Source organism: Amycolatopsis sp. VC5-11 (assembly GCF_037034185.1).
Lineage (GTDB): Bacteria > Actinomycetota > Actinomycetes > Mycobacteriales > Pseudonocardiaceae > Amycolatopsis > Amycolatopsis nivea.
This window is the reverse complement of sequence record NZ_JBAGKF010000004.1, coordinates 466,600-484,144: the sequence shown is the minus strand read 5'-3', so window position 1 is coordinate 484,144 and position 17,545 is coordinate 466,600. Positions and strand designations below refer to the sequence as shown.

At 67.8% G+C, this 17,545-nt stretch carries 17 protein-coding genes; 6 read left to right on the top strand and 11 right to left on the bottom strand.

Annotated features, from left to right (window positions below; all coding sequences use genetic code 11):
• Window positions 1-251 precede the first annotated feature (251 nt).
• Together WA670_RS17180 and WA670_RS17175 are read right to left on the bottom strand one after the other, a co-directional pair.
• Window positions 252-827, bottom strand: coding sequence for a DoxX family membrane protein (locus tag WA670_RS17180; protein ID WP_134665599.1), 576 nt, complete (start codon window positions 825-827; stop codon window positions 252-254).
• 105 nt (window positions 828-932) lie between these two features.
• On the bottom strand, window positions 933-1,841 hold the full coding sequence (locus WA670_RS17175) for a 2-hydroxyacid dehydrogenase (protein WP_043827837.1): 909 nt from the start codon (window positions 1,839-1,841) through the stop codon (window positions 933-935).
• A 58-nt stretch (window positions 1,842-1,899) separates the two neighbouring features.
• On the opposite strand from WA670_RS17175, the gene WA670_RS17170 reads away from it, so the two are divergent.
• Entirely contained in the window at window positions 1,900-3,108 is a 1,209-nt protein-coding gene (locus tag WA670_RS17170; RefSeq protein WP_037812131.1) for a PQQ-dependent sugar dehydrogenase, read from the top strand.
• A 375-nt stretch (window positions 3,109-3,483) separates the two neighbouring features.
• Here the strand turns inward: WA670_RS17170 and WA670_RS17165 are convergent, their stop codons facing one another.
• From WA670_RS17165 to gatC, 4 genes are read right to left on the bottom strand one after another with little or no spacing between them, the layout of a single operon-like run.
• Window positions 3,484-4,002: a hypothetical protein gene (locus WA670_RS17165; protein WP_037811783.1), complete on the bottom strand. Its 519-nt coding sequence runs from the start codon at window positions 4,000-4,002 to the stop codon at window positions 3,484-3,486.
• Window positions 4,003-5,508: an Asp-tRNA(Asn)/Glu-tRNA(Gln) amidotransferase subunit GatB gene (gatB, locus tag WA670_RS17160; RefSeq protein ID WP_037811785.1), complete on the bottom strand. Its 1,506-nt coding sequence runs from the start codon at window positions 5,506-5,508 to the stop codon at window positions 4,003-4,005.
• Complete coding sequence (gatA, locus tag WA670_RS17155; RefSeq protein WP_037811788.1) at window positions 5,505-7,022, bottom strand: Asp-tRNA(Asn)/Glu-tRNA(Gln) amidotransferase subunit GatA; 1,518 nt, start codon at window positions 7,020-7,022, stop codon at window positions 5,505-5,507. The genes gatB and gatA overlap by 4 nt, the downstream gene beginning before the upstream one ends.
• Window positions 7,019-7,318 carry an Asp-tRNA(Asn)/Glu-tRNA(Gln) amidotransferase subunit GatC gene (gatC, locus tag WA670_RS17150; protein WP_336158265.1) on the bottom strand — a complete coding sequence of 100 codons (300 nt, stop codon included), beginning with the start codon at window positions 7,316-7,318 and terminating at the stop codon, window positions 7,019-7,021. Before gatC ends, gatA begins: the two co-directional genes overlap by 4 nt.
• Window positions 7,319-7,539: 221 nt before the next feature.
• Between gatC and WA670_RS17145 the strand changes: the two genes are divergently transcribed.
• Window positions 7,540-8,193 carry an amino acid-binding protein gene (locus WA670_RS17145; protein ID WP_037716711.1) on the top strand — a complete coding sequence of 218 codons (654 nt, stop codon included), beginning with the start codon at window positions 7,540-7,542 and terminating at the stop codon, window positions 8,191-8,193.
• 228 nt (window positions 8,194-8,421) lie between these two features.
• Here WA670_RS17145 and WA670_RS17140 read toward each other — a convergent pair whose 3' ends face one another.
• The 5 genes from WA670_RS17140 to WA670_RS17120 form a co-directional block, all read right to left on the bottom strand.
• Window positions 8,422-8,826: a PASTA domain-containing protein gene (locus tag WA670_RS17140; protein ID WP_037811792.1), complete on the bottom strand. Its 405-nt coding sequence runs from the start codon at window positions 8,824-8,826 to the stop codon at window positions 8,422-8,424.
• A 322-nt stretch (window positions 8,827-9,148) separates the two neighbouring features.
• On the bottom strand, window positions 9,149-9,643 hold the full coding sequence (locus WA670_RS17135) for a GNAT family N-acetyltransferase (protein ID WP_037811794.1): 495 nt from the start codon (window positions 9,641-9,643) through the stop codon (window positions 9,149-9,151).
• The gene (ligA, locus tag WA670_RS17130; protein WP_134727822.1) at window positions 9,636-11,795 is read right to left on the bottom strand and encodes an NAD-dependent DNA ligase LigA; all 2,160 of its coding nucleotides are present in this window, start codon (window positions 11,793-11,795) and stop codon (window positions 9,636-9,638) included. The genes WA670_RS17135 and ligA overlap by 8 nt, the downstream gene beginning before the upstream one ends.
• An 11-nt stretch (window positions 11,796-11,806) precedes the next feature.
• Window positions 11,807-12,517, bottom strand: a complete 711-nt coding sequence (locus WA670_RS17125) for a hypothetical protein (RefSeq protein ID WP_037811798.1) — start codon at window positions 12,515-12,517, stop codon at window positions 11,807-11,809.
• A gap of 72 nt (window positions 12,518-12,589) precedes the next feature.
• Window positions 12,590-13,624: a methionine synthase gene (locus WA670_RS17120; protein WP_336158264.1), complete on the bottom strand. Its 1,035-nt coding sequence runs from the start codon at window positions 13,622-13,624 to the stop codon at window positions 12,590-12,592.
• 20 nt (window positions 13,625-13,644) lie between these two features.
• On the opposite strand from WA670_RS17120, the gene WA670_RS17115 reads away from it, so the two are divergent.
• The 4 genes from WA670_RS17115 (at window position 13,645) to WA670_RS17100 (ending at window position 17,542) form a co-directional block, all read left to right on the top strand.
• Window positions 13,645-14,469, top strand: coding sequence for a hypothetical protein (locus WA670_RS17115; protein WP_336158263.1), 825 nt, complete (start codon window positions 13,645-13,647; stop codon window positions 14,467-14,469).
• Between the two features lie 104 nt (window positions 14,470-14,573).
• Window positions 14,574-15,617, top strand: coding sequence for an MBL fold metallo-hydrolase (locus tag WA670_RS17110; protein ID WP_336158270.1), 1,044 nt, complete (start codon window positions 14,574-14,576; stop codon window positions 15,615-15,617).
• 100 nt (window positions 15,618-15,717) lie between these two features.
• A complete protein-coding gene (locus WA670_RS17105) occupies window positions 15,718-16,113 on the top strand; it encodes a GNAT family N-acetyltransferase (protein ID WP_051728874.1) in 396 nt (131 codons plus the stop codon).
• Window positions 16,114-16,264: 151 nt separating this feature from the next.
• Window positions 16,265-17,542 (top strand): DUF222 domain-containing protein, encoded by a 1,278-nt coding sequence (locus WA670_RS17100; RefSeq protein ID WP_167756504.1) that lies wholly within the window; start codon window positions 16,265-16,267, stop codon window positions 17,540-17,542.
• Window positions 17,543-17,545 lie beyond the last annotated feature (3 nt).

Below are 17,545 nucleotides of genomic sequence, written 5' to 3'. Positions count from 1 at the left end.
CAGCCCAAGGCCCGCCGAGCGGCACGATTCGCCACTCAACGGCCACGGATCGCCCACCCGCGCCAACCTCCGGCCGCGGCACCCACATCTGCAGCCGCCACCCACGAGCCAGTCCAGCGAGCCTCGGATTGCGGCCCCGACCAGGCATTCGCCACTAAACGGCAACGCCTGAACGGTCTGGTCAACGACCCGAGCCCACCAACCCCACCGTTGCGTCCTCCGCGCAGTCAGCGACGCAGTCTCCGGCCCGGTCAGCGAGTCAGGACAATGACCACCACAGACGCAGCCGCCGCCAGCAGCAACGAGATGAACCCAAGCGGCAACGGCCGTTTCCGCCACGGCGTGTTCCGCTCCAGCGAGATGGTGCCCGCGCCGGTGAAGATCAGCGTCAGCGCGCACAGGCCCAGGAGCAGCTCGTACTCCCAGCCCTGACCGGCGCCCTCGAAGAAGCCGCCGTGGAACTTCGCGTAGACGATGTTCGCGGCCACACCCAGCAGCCCCGCCGCGGCGAGCGGGGTGAAGAGGCCGACGATCAGCAGCGCACTGCCCGCGACCTCGGTGATGCCGGTGATCCAGGACAGCAGCGTCGTCTGTTTGTGGTACCCGAACATCTCGAGCACGTGCGCGAACCCGCCGACGCCCGGTCCGCCGAAAGCGCCGAACAGATGCTGCAGGCCGTGCGCACCCATGATCACGCCGAGCCCCAGGCGCAGGACGAGCAGGCCGAAGCCGAGACCGCCCTGCCGCGGTTCGTCGTAGTCGTTGCCGGCAGAGTCCTCGACACCGGACAGCACGCTGGTCTGGTAGTCGTCCCCTTGAGTGGTCACGCGGCGAAGATTAGGGGATTCAGCCGTGGCCCGCGAGCGAGCACGCCGAGGTCAGGGGCTCTTTCAGGGTTCACCCTGAGTGCCATGCCGTCATCCGGGAAATGATCAGTATTCGCCGCGCACGAGATTGCCAGGTAGCTCTCCGCCAGCGTACCGGGCGATTTCCGCGGCAGCCACCAAATAAGCGCGCCGCCGGACGCCCCGTACTGCTCCGGCGACGTGCGGCGTCAGCACGAAACCGGGTGCCGTCCACAGTGGATGGCCGTCCGGCAATGGCTCGGGATCGGTCACGTCGAGCGCGGCGCGAAGCCTTCCTGCCACTAGCTCCGCCGCGAGCGCGTCGGTAACCACAACCGGCCCTTGAGCAGCATTGACCAGCACCGCGCCGTCCCGCATCGCCGCGAGGAAATCAGCGTCGACCATGCCCCGCGTCCGCGACGTGAGGGGGACCATCATGACCACCACATCGTGGTGCGGCAGCAGTTCCGGTAACTCATCGACACCGTGCACGCCCTCACGCGCCGACATCCCGACCATCGTGCAGCGAACGTCGAACGGCTCCAACCGCCGCCGCAACTGCCGCCCGACGTCTCCCGCCCCGACGATCAGCACGCGCTGGCCCTGCAACGTGTCGGACGGCAACTGCTCCCAGCGCCCAGCCCGCTGCGCCGCCGCGTAAACGTCCAGGTTCCGATACATCGACAACAGGACGCCGACGACCCACTCCGCCAAGCTGCCGCCATGCGCGCCGCGGCAGGTGGACAACAGCACGCCGTCCGGGACGCGGCCGACCCAGTCTTCCGCGCCGGCGGTCAGGAGCTGGACCAGCTTGAGGTTCGGCAGATCGCTCCAGATGTCGTCGCCCGCCGAATCCATGGCCGGGACGAGCACCTCGGCTTTCGCAGCCTCCGGCGGCAACGGGCGGCCCCATTCGTAGCGCACCGCGTGGACGAGGGGGATTTCGGACAGCACGGCGACGCCCTCGTCGTCCGGGACCAGCACGGTGACTGTCATGATCACCACGGTAACCACTTACCAGTGGCTCACGCCGCGCCACCTAGGCTGGGGCATCATGCGTACCCGGTTCCGGTGGTCGGCGCCGCTGGCCCTCCTCGCCTGCGGCGGCCTCGTGCTTTCCGGCTGCGCCCGGTTCGACGACACCGCCGCCGGCCAGACGTTCACCCCCGCGCCGGTGCCGAGCCCGGAATCGCCGCCCCACGTCCAGGAGCACGGCGACGGCCCCGGCAGCGGTCCCCGAAACGGCCCCGCGCAAGCGCCGCCCTCGCCGGTTCCGCCTCCGCAGGGCTGCAAGGACTTCGACAAGGCCGTCATCGCCACCTGCCTGGACACAGTCGCCGCCGTCGCCGGGCTTCCCGGCGAAGGATCCGCGCCCGCCGCTCTCGCCGGTGAACGGAGAACCGGCCGGGTGATGCTGGCCAGCTCCGGACATGACGCGACGTCGTTCGCGCAACTGGACGTCCAGGCCGACGGCGACGGAGGGCTCACCAGCCTGGCGCTGTCGCCGAGTTATGTCGAGGATCAGCTGGTCTTCGCGTACGTCACCACGGCGTCGGACAACCGAGTCGTGCGCTTCGCCAAGGGCCAGGCCCCGAAGCCGGTACTGACCGGAATCCCGAAGGGCCCGACCGGCAACCGCGGCGCGCTGGCCAGCGACGGAAGCGGCGCACTGCTCGTCGCGACCGGCGACGCTGGCAACCCAGCCGCAGCTGCGGACCCGAATTCCCTGGCAGGCAAGGTCCTGCGCATCGACGTGTCAGGGAAGCCGGCCACCGGCAATCCCGCGTCCGGGTCGGCCGTCTATGCCGCCGGCCTGCACTCCCCCGGCGGCATCTGCCGTTCGTCCGACGGGAAGCGCACGTGGGTGACCGATCACCCGGCCAACGGCCCGGACGCCGTGTACCGCCTCCAGCCCGGCCAGCCCCTCAGCACACCCGCGTGGACCTGGCAGGACAAGCCCACTCTCGGCGGCTGCGTCGATTTCGTCGACGCGAACGGCATCCTCGGCATCGCGTCGTCCACGGGTATGCAGAACGTGCCGGTCAACAAAGACGGGGCGGTCACCGGCAAGCCGACGGTCACCCTCGACGGCAAAAGCAAGGCCGCCACGACGTACGGCCGGCTCTCCGCCATGAGCATGATCAACCCTCAGCTGGCCGTCGCCGGAACCGTCAACAAGGACGGCGGCAAACCGGTCTCCAGCGACGACCGCGTGGTCCTGATCGTGATGAGCGACACGGGCGGCGGTCCCGGCAAGGACTGACGCCGGGCGCGTCGGGCAGATCCTTTCCCGGGCTCAATGGCCAGCCGACCTGCGGTTAGCCATTTAGTGGCGACACCTGACCTGATCACGCGACATTCTGTTTCCACTCGAGCCGCCCGCTTGCCGTGGCCCGCTGCGCGCAGCCGACGTGAAGTCCGGTCGGAGTCGCCACTCGGCGGCGAATCCACCAACCCGCGTCCCGGCTGAGCATGCGTCGCCGCTCAACGCCCCATCCGCTAAGCGTCGACTCCCGATCCGAGCACCCGTCGCCAGCCAGCGGCGAATCCCCCGAAGCCAGCCCACGAGAACTCAACCCCGTCGCCGCTGAGCGGCGAATCTGCCAGAAGCCCAGCCAGGACCGACCCGCGTTGCCGTTCAGCGGCGACGACGGGAAGCCCGGCTCTCCGCCCGAGCCGCCCGGATGTCCACGATCGCCACCACGACCGACCCGACCGCGAACGCCATCCCGAGATACCGTCCGACCCCGCCCGAGATCGACACGCCCGCAGCGTCCAGGAACGCCCGTTGATCGCTGTCGAACACCCAGTCCAGCGTCGTCCAGCCGATCACCATCAGCAAAACCGTCGCCAAGCCGCCCACCAGCCACAACTGCGGCAGCCCGCTCACTCGTGCCTTCGTGACCTGCCCGAACAGGACCACCGCGAGGCCGACCACGGCCAGCAGCAACGGCGGCCCCCACGAGAAAAGATCCGAATTCCACGCCGTGCGCACGACGTCGCTGTGCGGCAACGTCTTAAACGCCTCGCGGACATCGGGCGTCGCGGTGTCCGCCGACAACACAGTCCAGGGCAGGGCTGTCGACCCGGCCGCGAGCAGCCCGGCCGCCAGGCCGAGCCACTCGCGCCAGGTGACGCGTCGAAGCGAAAAAGCCACTCAGGAACCGACGCGCTCGATGATCAGCTCGCGCACCCGCTTGGCGTCGGCCTGGCCCTTGGTCGCCTTCATGACCGCGCCGACGATCGCGCCTGCCGCGGCGACCTTGCCGCCGCGGATCTTGTCGGCGATGTCCGGCTGCGCGGCCAGAGCTTCGTCGACCGCGGTGAGCAGCGCCGAATCGTCGGAAACGACCTTCAGGCCGCGCTTCTCGACGACCTCGCGCGGCGAACCCTCGCCCGCGAGAACGCCCTGCACGACCTCCTTGGCGAGCTTGTTCGTCAGCTCCCCGGAGGACACGAGCCCGATCACCTCGGCGACCTGCGCCGGCGTGATCGCCAGTTCGGCAAGCTCGACCTCGCGCGTGTTCGCTTCCTGCGCCAGCGTGTTGACCCACCAGCCGCGCGCCTCGTCCGGCGTCGCACCTGCTTCGACCGTCGCCGCGACGAGGTCCACAGCACCGACGTTCAGCAGGTCGCGCAGCGCCTCGTCGGAGAGCTTCCACTCTTCCTGGATCCGCTTGCGCCGCTCCCAGGGCATCTCCGGCAGCGTCGCACGCAGTTCCTCGACCCACTCGCGCGACGGCGCGATCGGCACGAGGTCGGGCTCCGGGAAGTACCGGTAGTCCTCCGCGGTTTCCTTGGCGCGCCCGGACGACGTGGTGCCGTCGGCCTCCTGGAAGTGCCGCGTCTCCTGCCGGATCGACCCGCCTTCGGCGAGAATCGCCGCCTGGCGCGTCATCTCGTACCGCACCGCGCGTTCGACACTGCGCAGCGAGTTGACGTTCTTCGTCTCGGTGCGCGTGCCGAATTCCGTCGCGTCCTTGGCCATCAGCGACACGTTCGCGTCGCAGCGCAGCGAGCCCTGGTCCATGCGGACGTCGGACACGTCGAGCGCCCGCAGCAGGTCGCGCAGCGCGGTGACGTACGCGCGCGCCACCTCGGGCGCCCGCTCGCCGGTGCCGGTGATCGGCTTGGTGACGATCTCGATCAGCGGCACGCCGGCGCGGTTGTAGTCGAGCAGCGAGTGCTCGGCGCCGTGGATCCGGCCGGTCGCGCCGCCGATGTGCAGCGACTTGCCGGTGTCCTCCTCCATGTGCGCGCGCTCGATCTCGACGCGCACGACCTCGCCGTCGTCCAGCGTCACGTCGAGGTAGCCGTCGAACGCGATCGGCTCGTCGTACTGCGACGTCTGGAAGTTCTTCGGCATGTCCGGGTAGAAGTAGTTCTTCCGGGCGAACCGGCACCACTCCGCGATCTCGCAGTTGAGCGCGAGACCGATCCGGATCGCGCCCTCGACCGCCTTGCCGTTCACGGCAGGCAGCGAACCGGGCAGGCCGAGACAGGTCGGGCACGTCTTGGTGTTCGGCTCGCCGCCGAACTCGTTGACGCAGCCGCAGAACATCTTCGTGTTCGTGCTGAGCTCAACGTGGACCTCGAGCCCGAGTACGGGGTCGAACCGCTCGATGACCTCGGCGTAGTCCATCAACTCGGCCACGGCAGTCACTTCGTTCCTCCCAGCTCCGGAGCCTGGTGCACGAGCGAGCCGCCGGCAGCGGCGTCGCGCGCGGCCTCGTACGCGGCGCCGACGCGGTACAGCCGGTCGTCGGCGAGCGCCGGGGCCATGATCTGCAGGCCGACCGGCAGCCCGTCCTCGTCGGACAGTCCGCTCGGGACGCTCATGGCGGCGTTGCCCGCGAGGTTCGACGGGATGGTGCACAGGTCGGCGAGGTACATCGCCATCGGGTCGTCCACGCGCTCGCCGAGCTTGAACGCCGTGGTCGGCGTCGTCGGCGACACGAGCACGTCGACCTTCTCGAAGGCCTGCGTGAAGTCGCGCGTGATGAGCGTGCGCACCTTCTGCGCGGAGCCGTAGTACGCGTCGTAGTAGCCCGACGAAAGCGCGTACGTGCCGAGCATGATGCGACGCTTCACTTCAGCGCCGAAGCCCTTCTCGCGGGTCAGCGACATCACTTCTTCGGCGCTGTGTTCGCCGTCGTCCGAAACGCGCAGGCCGTACCGCATCGCGTCGAAGCGCGCGAGGTTCGACGACGCTTCGCTCGGCGCGATCAGGTAGTACGCAGGCAGCGCGTACGTGAAGTGCGGGCACGACACCTCCACCACTTCGGCGCCGAGAGCGCGAAGCTGCTCCACGGCAGCCTGGAACGAGCGCAGCACGCCTGCCTGGTAGCCGTCGCCGCCGAACTCCTTCACAACGCCGACGCGTACGCCGGACAGGTCGCCCTTCGCGCCTTCGCGCGCCGCGGCGACAACCGGCGGCACCGGTGCGTTGATGGACGTCGAGTCCATCGGGTCGTAGCCAGCGATCGCTTCGTGCAGCAGCGCGGCGTCAAGCACCGTACGCGCGCACGGCCCGGCCTGGTCGAGCGAAGACGAGAACGCCACGAGGCCGTAGCGCGACACTCCGCCATACGTCGGCTTCACGCCCACAGTGCCGGTGACAGCGCCGGGCTGGCGGATCGAGCCGCCGGTGTCCGTACCGATCGCGAGAGCCGCCTCGAACGCCGAAATCGCCGCAGAGGAGCCACCGCCCGAACCACCCGGGATGCGCGCGTGGTCCCACGGGTTGTGCGTCGGGCCGTACGCCGAGTTCTCCGTGGAGGAGCCCATCGCAAACTCGTCCATGTTCGTCTTGCCGAGGATCACGACGCCCGCTTCGCGCAGCTTGCGCGTGACGGTCGCGTCGTACGGCGGCAGCCATCCCTCGAGCGTGCGGGACCCGCAGGTCGTCGGGACGCCCTTAGTGGTCAGCACGTCCTTCAGCGCCAGCGGGACGCCCGCCAGCGGCGACGCCGGCTGCTCTCCCGCGGCCAGCTGCTCGTCGACGGCCTTGGCCGCGCCGAGCGCGCCTTCCGTGTCGACGTGCAGGAACGCGTGCACGTGGTCGTCCACCGCGGCGATCCGGTCCAGGTGCGCCTGCGCGACCTCGACGGCGGACACCTCGCGCGAGTGGATCTTCGCCGCCAGTTCGGCGGCGGTCAGCTTGACGAGTTCGCTCACTGTTCTTCTCCCAGGATCCGCGGCACCCGGAACCGGCCGTCCTCGGCGGCCGGCGCGGCGGCCAGCGCGTCCTGCTGCTCGAGACTGGGCCGGACGGTGTCCTCGCGGAAGACGTTCGTCAGCGGCACGGCGTGCGAGGTCGGCGGGACGTCTTCCTCGGCGACTTCGCTGACCTTCGCGACCGAGTCCAGGATCTGATCGAGCTGGCCGGCGAAAACGTCCAGCTCGTCGTCGGTCACGGCCAGCCTGGCCAGCCTCGCGAGGTGTGCGATCTCGTCTCGGGAAATGTTGGGCACGCGGGTGACTCCCGGGGTGTGCTGTGCGGGTGCTCTCGGAAGCTGCAAGTCTATGGTGACGGCGTCGGACGGTTCGACCGGGTTATCGGGCCGCGGGCGCCGGGCAGGGCGTCCCGCTTGCCGGACAGCGGGCCCCCGCGGGTACCCGGTCTGTCACAATCGGCGCCCGGCAAGCGCGTCCCACGACAGGGCTGGGACGCCTGAGGCGAGAGGGGCGCGTGGTGTCGTTCCTGATCCGGGTCCAGCTACCGGACTCCCCCGGCACCCTCGGCGCGGTCGCGACCGCGCTCGGCACGGTCGGGGCCGACATCCTGAGCGTGGACGTGGTGGAACGCGGCGGCGGCCTCGCGATCGACGACCTGGTGGTCGAACTCCCGTCGGGCAGGCTCCCGGACGCGCTGATCACCGCGGCCGAGAGCGTGGAAGGCGTCGAGGTCGACGCGGTGCGGCCGTACGCGGGCATCCTCGACACCCATCGCGAGCTCGAACTGGTCGAGGAGATCGCCGCACAGCCGAAGGCCGGGCTGGATTTGCTCGCCGAAGGTGTGCCGAAGATCATCCGCGCCGGGTGGGCGGTGATCGTCGAGCACGCGGAATCGGGACCTCGCCGCTTGGCTTCGTCGAGCGCGGCGCCAGAGAACCCGTTCACGGACTTGCCGTGGCTGCCGCTGGAACGTGCGACCGTCTTGGACGGCGAGGATTCGTGGGTCCCGGAGACGTGGAAGGAGCTCGGCACCGAACTGGCCGCCACTCCGCTGGGCAAGCCGGGGAAGGCGATGCTCGTCGCGCGACCGGGCGGGCCCAACTTCCGTGCTGCGGAGGTCGCCCGGCTGGCGCACTTCGCCGGGATCGTCGCGGTGGTCCTGGACGGGTGACCCGAGATTTGGGTCAGGTGTCCTGAAGGTGGTGGCCGAGCGGAGCGTCTGGCGGATCTTGGTTGCCGATAATCGGCGAATCGGCCGGTAAAAGGTCGTTGCCAGCACAAATTCGAGCCCGACTCGGCCCCTCGTCGCACTGTAGTTCAGCCGCCGTCGGCCGTCCTCAAGTGCAGACAATCTCCCTCATGAAGGTGAAACGCCTACCGACTCCCCTGGCTGCGGCGATCAGCACTTGTCGGCATAGAGGGTGACGACTGTGCCAGCGGAAACCACGGTCCCGGGCTTGGGATCCTGCCCGGTCTGGCACCAGTTCCGGTCGATGATCATCATCCGTTTCTTCCCGGACGAATCGACCTCGCGCAGGTTGTACAGCCCAGCCGCCTGCATGGCGTCCTGCGCGTCCTGATGATTCATCCCGGACACGTCAGGGACTTTGATCGTCGCCGGCTGCGCAGTGCTGACCGGTGCGCTCACGGTTGCCGTCGCGGACTGGGTCGCCGTCGCGGTCACAGTCTCGCTCGTGACTGTCGTCGTCGAGGTGCCACCAGGTTGTGGTGCCGCGTTGCACGCAACAGCAAGAAACGCGGCAACGCCAACGACCGGTACTGCGGCTTGAACGAATTTCGCCATGCTCACGCTTCCTCGGTACGAGTCGGTACTTCACGCGTGACAGCTTGAGTCGAAGCCAGACATCCAGACGTTACAACCCGTACCCAGTCGAAGCTCGCCAAACAGACGCGCCGACGCACAGCCGTCCGCCAGCGACAGCCTCGACCACTTCCGCCCGACCGACGCCCACCGCCAGGTCCGCCAAAGCGCTCACCAGTACCCGACGGAAGCCCAGGCGGGGTTCGCCAAACCGTCGCCACTCAACGGCGAAAACCGGCGGCGAACCCCGTCCAACGCTTTCGCCAAAAAACGGCAAAAGTCCCTGACCAGCGAGAACGAGCGGTCAGAAGCCGTATTCGTAGGCGATCAGGTTGACCCCCGGATGCGGATGCCAGTCCCGCGCGGGCAAGCGCCGGAACCCAAGCCGCTCGTAGAGCCGGTGCGCCTTCCGCATCACGTCGAGGCTGCTCAGCACGACCCGGTCGACGCCGAGTTCCCGGCCACGGGTCAGCACCGCCTGGGTGAGCGCCTCCCCGACCCCTCGCCCGCGCGCCGCCTCCGCGACCGCCAGCATGCGGAACTCCAGCTCACCCGGCTGGGAAATCTCGGACAGCTTGCTCCCGGGCTGAACGATCGCGACCGAGCCCAAGACCTCTCCGTCCGGATCTACCGCGACCAGCAGCTCGGCGTGCTCCGCTCGCCCCGACACGTCACGGAGTTTCGCCTCGTACGCCGCGTCCGTGTCGAAGAATCCCTCGATCCGGTAAGCCTCGACGGTCACCTCGCCGAGCGCCTCAAACTCCTCCGGCCGCGCCGGACGGATCTCCACCTCACTCATCGCCGCCCTCAGCTTCCTCGTCCGAACCGGTGTCGAGCGCCAGTTCCGCAGCCGCCTCCGGGCCGCGCTCCAGCAACGCGCGGAACCCGTTCTCGTCCAGCACCGGCACCTTCAACTGCACAGCCTTGTCGTACTTCGCCCCCGGAGCTTCGCCCACCACAACGAACGCCGTCTTCTTCGACACCGATCCCGCAGCTTTGCCGCCGCGCGCCATGATGACTTCCTTCGCTTCGTCACGGGAAAACCCGTCCAGCGAACCGGTCACCACGATCGACAGGCCCTCGAGATTCCGCGGGATGGACTCGTCGCGCTCTTCCTCCATCCGAACCCCGGCCCGTCGCCATTTTTCGACGATTTCCCGGTGCCAGTCGACCTCGAACCATTCCTGCACGGCGTGCGCGATGGTCGGGCCGACGCCGTCGACGTCCGCGAGTTCCTCCTCGCTCGCGTCCTCGATCCGTTGCAACGAACCGAATTCGCGCGCGAGCGCCTGCGCCGCGGTCGGCCCGACATGCCGGATCGACAGCGCGACGATCACTTTCCACAGCGGACGGTCCTTCGCCGAATCGAGGTTCGCCAGAAGCTTCCGCGCGTTCGCCGACAGGTCGCCTGCCTTGGTGCGGAACAACTCCACCTCGGCGAGCGCCTCCTCGGTGAGGTCGAATACGTCGCCCTCGTCAGCGACCACCCTGGCGTCGAGCAGCGCAACCGCCGCCTCGTACCCGAGCACCTCGATGTCGAACGCACCGCGACCGGCGAGATGGAACAGCCGTTCCCGCAGCTGCGCAGGACAGAACCGGGTGTTCGGGCACCGGATGTCCTTGTCGCCTTCCTTTTGATAGGCGAGTTCCGTGCCGCATTCCGGGCATTCGGTGGGCATGACGAATTCGCGCTCGTCGCCGGTCCGCGCGTCGACGACGGGACCGAGCACCTCGGGAATCACGTCGCCGGCCTTGCGGATCACGATCCGGTCGCCGATCAGCACGCCCTTGCGCTTGACCTCTTCTTGGTTGTGCAGCGTCGCCCGCGCGACCGTCGAGCCCGCGACCTTCACAGGCTCGGTTACGGCGAACGGGGTGACCCGCCCTGTGCGCCCGACGCCGACCTGGATGTCGAGCAACGTCGTGATCGCCTCTTCCGGCGGATACTTGTACGCGATCGCCCACCGCGGCGCACGCGACGTGGTGCCGAGCCGGCGCTGCAAAGCGACCTGATCGACCTTGATCACCACGCCGTCGATCTCGTGCTCGGCGTCGTGCCGATGTTCACCCCAATAGGCGATGTGATCGGTGAGCTCCTTGCCGGTCCGCAGCACTCGCGTGTGCGGCGACACCGGCAACCCCCACGCCGCCAACGCGTCGTAAGCATGCGACTGCGTCACCGGCTCGAAACCATCGCGCTTGCCGAGACCGTGGCAGATCAGCCGTAGCCGGCGCTCCCTGGTGATTTTCGGGTCCTTCTGCCGCAGCGACCCGGCAGCGGTGTTGCGCGGATTCGCGTACGGCAACTTGCCCGCCTCGACCATCTTCGCGTTCAGCTCAAGGAAGTCCTCGACGCGGAAGTAGACCTCGCCGCGCACCTCGACGAGCTTCGGCACTGGGAACTCGTCGGTGCCGGTGAGCTGGTCCGGTACCTGGTCGAGGGTGCGGATGTTGAGCGTGACGTCCTCGCCCGTACGCCCGTCGCCGCGGGTAAGGCCCCTGGTGAGCTTGCCGTTTTCGTAGAGCAGGTTGATGGCGAGCCCGTCGATCTTCAGCTCGGCCAAGTACTCCGTGGACCCGATTTCCTTCTCGACCCGTTCGACCCAGGTGAGGAACTCCTCGGTGTCGAACACGTTGTCCAGGCTCAGCATGCGCTCGAGGTGGTCGTGCGCGACGAACTCGGTGGAGAACGTGCCGCCGACGTTCTGGGTCGGCGAATCCGGCGTGACCAGCGCCGGGTACTCGTCCTCGATCTCCTGGAGATCGCTGAGGAGCGCGTCGAACTGGCCGTCGGAGACGATCGGCGAATCCAGCACGTAGTACCGGAACTGATGGCCGCGGATCTCCTCGGCGAGCGCGCCGTGCCGCTCGCGCACGTCGGCCGGTACGTCGGTCACGTCCTGGGCGGCCTCCACGGCCGCCTGGTCTTGGGGAAGGTCGGTGCTGCTCACAGGTGGTGAGCCTAGCCGGAGGCACCGACACTTTCGTCCGGTCGCTCCGTCAGTCCGCGGACCAGCTCCCGGAACTCCAGCAGATCGATCGTGCCCTCCGGCACCGCCTCGGCGGTCTCGACCCGGCGGAGCCTCTCGGCGGCCAGACGCTCGCCTAACGTCGCGTCGAGCGGCAGGAACGTCATCGTGGTGCGGGCAGCCTCGTCCAGCTCCGCGAACGCCGGATGATGGACTGCGACGTCGACCACGCCATCGTCCACCTGCGCGACAACCCGGACATCGGCCAGCGAGATCCGATGCTCGCCCAGGTTCACCGTCACCTCTGTCGGGTCCGGGACCGGAGGCACCGAATCGTGGTACTCCCAGATCGCGTCGTCCGGCGGTCCAGCCGCTTTCCACGCGTCGGTGTACGGGCGCAGCTCCGGGTCTTCCTGCCCGCTCACGACCAACGCGTAGATGGCGGTCCGGCCGCGTTCGAGCGAGAAGTGCAGCCGCGGGTGCAGCGCCTCGACCAGCACGCACAGATCGTGCTCGACCCGATGCGGCTCGCCTTCGCCCAGCGCAGCACTGACTTCGGGCAGGAGGTCGTACCACCCTTCCCAGAACGCAGCCGCCGCGGCGACGGCGTCAGACGGCACCTGCTGCTCAGGCCATGGCGTACGGGGATCTGGCGGCGCGGCCTCGGTGTCGGCTTCCGAGCGGCGACGACGGAACAAGCGCATGATTCGAAATTCCCCCGGTTGCTTCTCTTCGCCAGCCACGGTACGCGTCACGGCAGCGGCGCGTCCGCGAAATCACCAGTTCTCGGGTGGCTCCACGAACCCTTTGCCCAGGTCGCTACTAAGAGCGAGCGCGCGGCGCATCCACTCGTTCGTGGCACCGGCCAGCCCACACGCCGGCGTCGGAACCGCACGCTCGGCCAGGATTGAACGGTTGAACCCCAGCCGGTCCACGAGCTTGAGCGCCGGCGAAGCGAGGTCCTTCAGGCCGGGAGCCGTCACCGGGTCCGTAGCCGGTACGAGGCCCAAGAAGAACGAGATACCGCTGTCCCAAGCCTCGCCAATCTCGTCCAGGAGCTCGGCGGACGCCCCGGCAAGCAGGCTGACGTCCAACGCGATGGCCCCGGCACCCGCGGCACGGAGGAGCGCGATCGGCGGCCGCGGAGCGCAGCAGTGGACGATGACTGGCTGCCCAGTCAACGCGCCGATCCGTTCGATCGTCGTCGCAAGCAGCTCCCGAACCTCAGGCTCAGGCACCGCCGGCACGTTGCCGTAACCCGACGGAGTCGACAGTTTTCCGGCACGAACAGCAGGCAACGACGGCTCGTCGAGCTGCACGACCACCGGTGCATCAGTCCTCGCGGTCAGCTCCGCGACATGCTGGGCAAGCCCGTCGAGGAGTGACGCGGTGAAGTCCCGCAACGCCCCGCGGTCAGTGAGCACCCGGTGTCCGCGGGCAAGCTCGATCCCCGCGCCGAGCGTCCACGGCCCAGCGATCTGGGTCTTGAGAACGGCCGGCGCGCCAGCGTTCTCGCGGGCAGCTTGGACGGCGTCGAGGTCCCACTGGAGCAGGTCACGCCCGCGACGATGCTCGTGACCGGGCCGCCCGGCCACGCGGTAACCGCTGGGCACAACCTCGATCGCCAGGTCGACGAGCAACGCCGCGGTCCGGCCGACCAGGTCGGCACCGACGCCACGAGCCGGCAATTCGGGCACATACGGGAAGCCGGGAAGCTCTCCGAACACCACGGCAGCGGCCTCGACGGGATCGGTCCCCGGCATAGACCCGATTCCCGTTGCCGCGCCCGCGGGCCAAGGTCGTTCAGTCACAGGCCGGATTGTCGCGGAACGTGCGGGTGCTGTCCGCACCGCCCCTGTGGACAAGCTTCACCCAGCCGCGCGGCAATAGCCGGACATTCGCCGCATATCCCTTTGCCTGCACCGAATTCGCGGTCACCGCGTTAGTCTGGATCGTCATGACCAGCTCCGCCCCGCCACCGCCCGGCAAAACACCCGGTGACGCATCCGCCCGGGAGCCGCGGCGGGGCAGCATGCCCGGCGCACCGGGCCGCCGGGCTTCAAGCCGCTCCTTTGAGCGAACCCTCTTCACCGAGCCGGTCCTTTACGTCAGCCGGGAGCCGAAGCCGACCACCGTCGGCCAGGAGTACGGCGTGTTCGACCGCCACGGCCTCCACATCGGCGACGTAGCCGTCACGACGCCCAGTTTTCTGCGCAGAGTCATTCAGCATCTGTGGAAATCCGGTCAGCACATCGGCCGCAGGTTCGAGGTCCGCGACGCGAACCAGAGCACTGTCCTCAAGGTCGAGAAACCCGCGAAGGACCAGTTGGCCCGCTTCGTGGTCACCCGCGCGGACGGAACGCCAATCGGCGAAATCATCCCGACCGACGCAGGCCGCGTCCGTTTCACCCTTCGCGCCGAAGGCAAGACGATCGCCACCGTCATCGCCACTGGCCGGCAACGCTGGGAAGTCACGATCGAGGACCCGGCCGGCGCAGAGGTCGCCCGAGTCGGAGTTCCGTCGCCGGAGCTTTCGCCGCTCAGCGGCAACGCCTGTCTCGTAGAGATCCCGCAGCAGGTCCCCGAGCCGCTGGCCAGCATGCTCATCGCGACAACGTTGACTATCGACCTCGCGCTCACCGCACCATCCGGCTGATCACGTGACCGGTGTCTCAGCCCCGCCAGGTGGACAGCGACCGGAATACGGCCCAATGTAAGGAAAGTCCGGGACGCCGAGGTCCCGCCTGGACGGAGGTCGCCGTGGAGCCGTTGCCCGAAGGCAGTTACTCGAACTGGGCCGATCCCGGGGTCTACGAAGTGGCCGCGGGCGTCTACCGGATCCCCTTGCCGCTCCCGAACGACGCCCTGCGCGCCGTCAACGTCTACGCCGTCACCGACGGCACGAACCTCGTGCTTGTCGACTCGGGATGGGCCCTCACCGAATCTCGCCAGTTGCTAGCCGACGCGCTCAAGGCGATCGACACCGAACTCGGCGACGTCCGCGAGTTCCTCATCACCCACGTCCACCGCGACCACTACACACAGGCAGTCGCGCTTCGGCGGGAGTTCGGCAACCGGATCGCCCTCGGCAAGCTCGAGCAGCCGTCACTAGACGCGAGCGCCAACCCGAACCAGTTCCCCATGCAAGCCCAGCTCGATCTCCTTCGCCTCAGCGACGGACAAGAGGTCATCACCGCGCTCAGCAAGCTGTTCGGTTCGGAACCTCGCCACACCGAGGCGAATCTTTGGGAAGAGCCGGACGAATGGCTGACGCCCGGCCGGCGAGCGGTGCTGCCCGACCGTGAGTTCGACGTAGTCCACACCCCAGGGCACACCAACGGACATGTGGTTTTCGTCGACGGCGCAGCAAACCTGTTGTTCTCCGGCGACCACGTGCTCCCGCACATCACTCCGTCGATCGGCTTCCAGCCAGTTCCGGCTGAGTTGCCGCTGAACGACTATCTCGACTCCCTCCGTCTCGTTCGAGGCATGCCGGACCGGCGAATGCTGCCGGCTCATGGCCCAGTCACCGACAGCGTGCATGCCCGCGTCGACGAACTTCTCGAACACCACCGGCAACGTCTCGACACGATGGCGGCCCAGATCGAAGCAGGGGCAAGCACCGCTTTCGAAGCCGCCAACCGCCTCGGCTGGACCCGCCGCGGCCGCAAACTGTCCGAAATGGACGCCTTCAATCAGATGCTCGCCGTCCTGGAAACCGGCGCACACCTGGATCTGCTGGTCTCACAGAACAAGCTCACGGCCGAAGAAGTCGACGGCATTCGCCGCTACAAGACCACGTAGCGGTCGACCATCCCACGCTCACCCACTGGAATACTGAACTACCGTGCCTCCTACCACTGTGAGACGAGCTCGAGCCGACGATGTCGAAGCGATCGTCCAGATGCTTGCGGACGACCAACTGGGAGCAACCCGCGACTCGCCAGCCGACCTCGAGCCCTACCTGCAGGCTTTCAAAACCATTGATGCAGACCCAAATCAGCTACTGGTCGTCGCAACGTCAAACGACCGACCGGTAGCCACACTTCAGCTGACGATCATTCCCGGTCTCGCGCGGCGCGGAGCACTTCGCGGGCAAATCGAAGCCGCGCGCGTGCACCGCGATCACCGCAGCTCGGGCATGGGCGCACAACTCGTGCAGTGGGCCATCGACGAATCACGACGACGCGGCTGCAACCTGGTCCAGCTCACCTCGGACACAACGAGGACGGCAGCGCACCGCTTCTACGAACGATTGGGCTTCGTCGCGAGTCACACGGGTTTCAAGCTGCATCTCTGATCACTCCCTCCCGCAGCTTCAACCGTCCGCACGCTCGATAGCCCTGCCTTCACCGTGCCAGAGTTGCCACGCGGAAGCCAAGCGATTGCACGAGGGGTCCCCTCGTGCAATTTAGCTGACTGTGCTCGAATAACTGCGTATCGTGACGATCATGAGCAAGTCGACCGCGCCGGCGGATCACGTCGGCCAGACCACCACCACCACCACCGAAACCGCAGACCTCGCCTTCCTGCTCCGAACCATGCACGCGAACCTCAGCCTTTTCGATCGCTTGCAGCCAGACCAGTTGATAGCGGCAGTGAAGGATGCGAACCGGCAGATCGCCCGCTTGCAGGCGTTGCAGTTGCATTGCATGGCGGGCATGCGAAGACGAAGATCAGACCCGCACGAACTGGCGTGCGAGCTCGCGATTGCCTTGCATATCACCGATACCCGAGCCGGAGCGATGATCCACGCGGCCGAAGCTCTGGCCCACCGTCTGCCTCGAACTTTCCGGCTGATGGACCAGGGCAAGTTCGATCTCTACCGCGCCATGAAAGTCACCGACGGCACCAGCCAGCTGTCCGACCACCACGCGCGGATGGTCGACTACCTGCTCGAACACCGGCTGGAAGACAAGAACCCGACCCAAGTCCGCAAGGCGACCGCTTACGCCGCAACGAAAATCGACCCAGATGGGGCGATGAACCGACTGTCTCAGCGGAAAGCCGAGCGTCGCGTCATCCTGCAGCACCAGAGCGAAGGAATCTCGCGGTTCTCCATCGACAACGCCTCGACGGACAAAGCCGCAGCGGCCTACCTCCGCGTCGACAAGATCGCTCGGTCGCTCAAGACGGGCGACGAAAAGCGAACCCTCGACCAGCTGCGCGCTGACGTCGCGATCGATCTGCTGCTCAGCGGCAAGGGCGGCGTTCCCGAGCAGACCGAGGTGTACCTCTATGTCGATCTGAAGACATATCTAGGCCTCAACGAGAATCCCGCTGAGCTAGCCGGCCACGGTCATATCCCCGCCGAACTCGCGCGCCACATCGCGACTGGTCCCGACACGATCGTCCGCCGGGTCATCACTGACCCGCTGACCGGGCAAGTGATCGAGGTCGGCAAGTTCCGGTATCGGCCGAACATCGATGTCGAGGAGTTCGTGCGGGTCCGCGACCGTGAGTGCCGACAGCCCGGCTGCCCGCGGCCCGCGCACAACTGCCTCACGGAGCCGACCGGCCCCGATTCCGCGGACGCGGACTCGACTTTGAGCTACTGCCTACGTCACCGTCGTCTCAAGAATCGAGCCGACTGGAGCTATGAGGTCATGCAGGACGGGAAGCTGATCGTCACGACTCCGACGGGCGAGACGGCTGAAAGCGCGCCTCCGCCACTGCACGATCCACAGCCCACGCCGGAACAGCCTGAGGAGGAACGCCTAGGCGCGTAGAGA

Coding starts and splice junctions, on each gene's coding strand:
- WA670_RS17175 (WP_043827837.1), bottom strand. CDS start 1,841: ATGACAGTCACCGTGCTGGTCCCGGACGACGAGGGCGTCGCCGTGCTG.
- WA670_RS17105 (WP_051728874.1), top strand. CDS start 15,718: ATGCTTGCGGACGACCAACTGGGAGCAACCCGCGACTCGCCAGCCGAC.
- WA670_RS17135 (WP_037811794.1), bottom strand. CDS start 9,643: ATGAGTGAGGTGGAGATCCGTCCGGCGCGGCCGGAGGAGTTTGAGGCG.
- WA670_RS17140 (WP_037811792.1), bottom strand. CDS start 8,826: ATGGCGAAATTCGTTCAAGCCGCAGTACCGGTCGTTGGCGTTGCCGCG.
- WA670_RS17125 (WP_037811798.1), bottom strand. CDS start 12,517: ATGCGCTTGTTCCGTCGTCGCCGCTCGGAAGCCGACACCGAGGCCGCG.
- WA670_RS17170 (WP_037812131.1), top strand. CDS start 1,900: ATGCGTACCCGGTTCCGGTGGTCGGCGCCGCTGGCCCTCCTCGCCTGC.
- WA670_RS17100 (WP_167756504.1), top strand. CDS start 16,265: ATGAGCAAGTCGACCGCGCCGGCGGATCACGTCGGCCAGACCACCACC.